General features: G+C 61.2%; 2 protein-coding genes and 2 pseudogenes. 2 read left to right on the forward strand and 2 right to left on the reverse strand.

The features are described 5' to 3' along the window. Positions 1-115 precede the first annotated feature (115 nt). Positions 116-217: pseudogene (locus tag NKJ28_RS32850) on the reverse strand (LysR family transcriptional regulator); the annotation flags it as partial. Between the two features lie 573 nt (positions 218-790). On the opposite strand from NKJ28_RS32850, the gene NKJ28_RS32855 reads away from it, so the two are divergent. Both NKJ28_RS32855 and NKJ28_RS32860 read left to right on the forward strand, forming a co-directional pair. Continuing rightward, positions 791-1,066, forward strand: coding sequence for an acyl carrier protein (locus NKJ28_RS32855; protein WP_023679611.1), 276 nt, complete (start codon positions 791-793; stop codon positions 1,064-1,066). Next, complete coding sequence (locus NKJ28_RS32860; RefSeq protein WP_352638588.1) at positions 1,067-2,272, forward strand: beta-ketoacyl-[acyl-carrier-protein] synthase family protein; 1,206 nt, start codon at positions 1,067-1,069, stop codon at positions 2,270-2,272. 316 nt (positions 2,273-2,588) lie between these two features. On the opposite strand, the pseudogene NKJ28_RS32865 reads toward NKJ28_RS32860, so the two are convergent. Then, positions 2,589-2,797, reverse strand: a pseudogene (locus NKJ28_RS32865) (transposase); the annotation flags it as partial.

Raw genomic sequence — 2,797 nt, forward strand, 5'->3', positions numbered from 1 at the left:
CAGCGCAAGATCGTTCATGGTGGGTGTGGTCTCCGGGAAATGGTTCGGATCGGCTTAAGCAACCAAATCCTACGTCATTTCAACGGCTTGCGCCACATCCACCAACCCCCATGAATTTGGTTAGGTTGATGCGGCGTGCCGCCGCCGTGAGGCCGCGCTCGCTCAGCAGCGCGTCGAGAACGACGAGAAGATTCAGATCGAGCCCTTTGAAACGCATGTCTTAGCTATCCATAGCGTGGATGCATTTGATTGAAACAAACGATTTTACCAATTTTCCGGAATGTCGCATGGACTTGGCAGGACCTCACGTGCGCCGATCACTGCCTCTATCGCGTGGCGAGTCCCTTGAGAAGAGCCCGAAAGAGGAAATCTGTCGCGTGCGGTGGAGATTGTACTGGGAATGAGAGGCAGCGCTCCGATCATGTCGAACTCTCCGACGAATGGCGGACCGGTACAATAGTTGATCGCATGGTCCGGAGCTATGAAACATCTCGATTACATATGAGGTGCCGAGTGAATACGCTGACAGCACCCACCGTCGCAGCGTTTAGCTGACGTTTGACGACGGTTCCTATCCATTTACACGCAGATTCTTGATGTGCTGGCGCAAAAGCGGGAGGCCGGCGACTTTTCTTCGTCATCGGGCTGACGCCGCAGAAGCCGGAACTCGTCCGGTTCCTATGGGCATTGGGCTTGGTCGGTCGCACAGGCTCTATGAGGGCCAATTTTGGCAACGCGACGCGACTCGGGTTTTGAACGACGCCGAAAACGCAAGCTGGAAAGGAACAAGATGGCAGATCAACTCGCCAACGAAATAATCGCCATGATCAAGAAGCGCGCCGCGTCGGAGGGCGGCATAGCGCCTGCCACAGGCGGCGAGATAACGGCTGCCACGGGACTGACTTCGCTCGGTATCGATTCACTGGGATTGGCGGACGTTCTCTGGGACCTGGAGCAGGCTTACGGCATCGAGATCGAGATGAATACGGCCGAGGCATGGTCGGATCTCCAGAATGTTGGGGACATGGTGGAAGCCGTGCGCAGCTTGCTCGCCAAGGGGGTGTGAATGGACAGGCGCGTCGTGATTACTGGGATTGGCGGGATTTGCGGGCTTGGGACCAACGCCGCCGCCATTTGGAGAGAGATGCGAGAAGGCCGCTCCGCCATCGGCCCAATCGTCAACTCCGAGCTCCATGAATTGAGGGTCAGGATCGGTGCCGAGATCAAGGCGCTGCCGGAGCATGACATCGACGGCAAGCAACTCATCTCCATGGACCGCTTCAGCCTGCTCGCTGTGCTTGCGGCGCGCGAAGCCATGCGTCAGGCCGGACTTTCCTCCAAAGAGGGAAATAGCTATCGCTTCGGTGCGACGGTGGGCGTTGGCGGCTGCGGGTGGGATGCGATCGAGCAAACCTACCGCGCCATCCTTCTGGGCGGTAAGCGTGCCGCTCTCTTGACTGTACCCAAGGCGATGCCGGGTGCCGCTGCCGGCCAGGTCAGCATGAGTCTCGGCCTGCGCGGGCCGGTCTTCGGCGTCACGTCCGCCTGTTCCTCGGCAAACCATGCGATTGCCTGCGCGGTGGACCAGATCAGGCTCGGCCGGGCCGACGTGATGCTTGCCGGCGGCAGCGAAGCGCCGCTCATATGGGGTGTGCTGAAGGCATGGGAAGCGATCCGCGTGCTTTCGCCCGATACTTGCCGGCCATTCTCGGCCGATCGCCAGGGCCTGTCGCTTGGTGAAGGCGCCGGCATGGCGGTGCTGGAAAGCTACGAGCATGCCCAGGCTCGGGGCGCCACCATCCTTGCCGAAATTGCCGGTGCCGGCCTTTCCGCCGATGCGTCCGACATCGTCGCGCCGACTGTCGAGGGGCCGGAGGCAGCAATGCGGGCCTGCCTTGCCGATGCCAGGCTGGACGCCGAGGATGTCGACTATCTCAACGCGCACGGCACCGGCACCAAGGCCAACGACCAGATCGAGACGGCGGCGATCAAGCGCGTCTTCGGTCAGCACGCCTTCTCAATGTCCATTTCTTCTACCAAGTCCATGCACGCGCATTGCCTCGGCGCGTCCGGCGCGCTCGAGTTGATCGCCTGCGTGATGGCTATCCGCGAGAGCGTCGTGCCGCCGACTGCCAATTATCGTGAGCTGGACCCCGATTGCGATCTCGACGTCACGCCCAATGTGGCACGCGAGCGCAAGGTGCGCGTGGCACTGAGCAACTCCTTCGCCTTTGGCGGCACGAACGCGGTTCTGGCGTTCAGGCAGGTGTAGAAGCCATGAGAGATGCCTCCGGCAACATTATCTCTCGCATCCAGATGCTTGCCGGATAACGTTGTGAAGGGCGGGTCATTGACCGCCTCGGCGAATGCGGGAAGTGGCAGCGGAAGCTCGACGATCCGGGGGTATCGTCTTTGCGAAATTCTTAACTGTTGAAGCGGCTTGGACGTACCGCCGCCCCGTAAAAGGTAAGCGAGGCCCTGCGGGCTCGGCTTGAGGGTCTGAAGCTGTACACGACAATGTCTGGAAGCCGCAGGGTCGGCTGCGCCCGTTATAGTCGCCTGAGTGCTGCCGGCCCGGCCGCTCCGCGGGCGCCGTCAACGAACTCCTTGAACCTGCGGACCTTGCCTGTCTTGGCCGACGCTTCGAAGCGCGCCGTCGTCCTGGCCTCCAGATCCGCGACATGCTTGCGCAGGGTCGTGGTGGGCGCGAGGCAAAGATGAAGTCGACGTCGTTGGCGCGGCACCGGTCGATGACCTGCGGGTTGCAATAATGGCTATCGCCGCGGAGCAGGATTCG

The organism is Mesorhizobium sp. M0145, assembly GCF_040322355.1.
Taxonomy (GTDB): domain Bacteria; phylum Pseudomonadota; class Alphaproteobacteria; order Rhizobiales; family Rhizobiaceae; genus Mesorhizobium.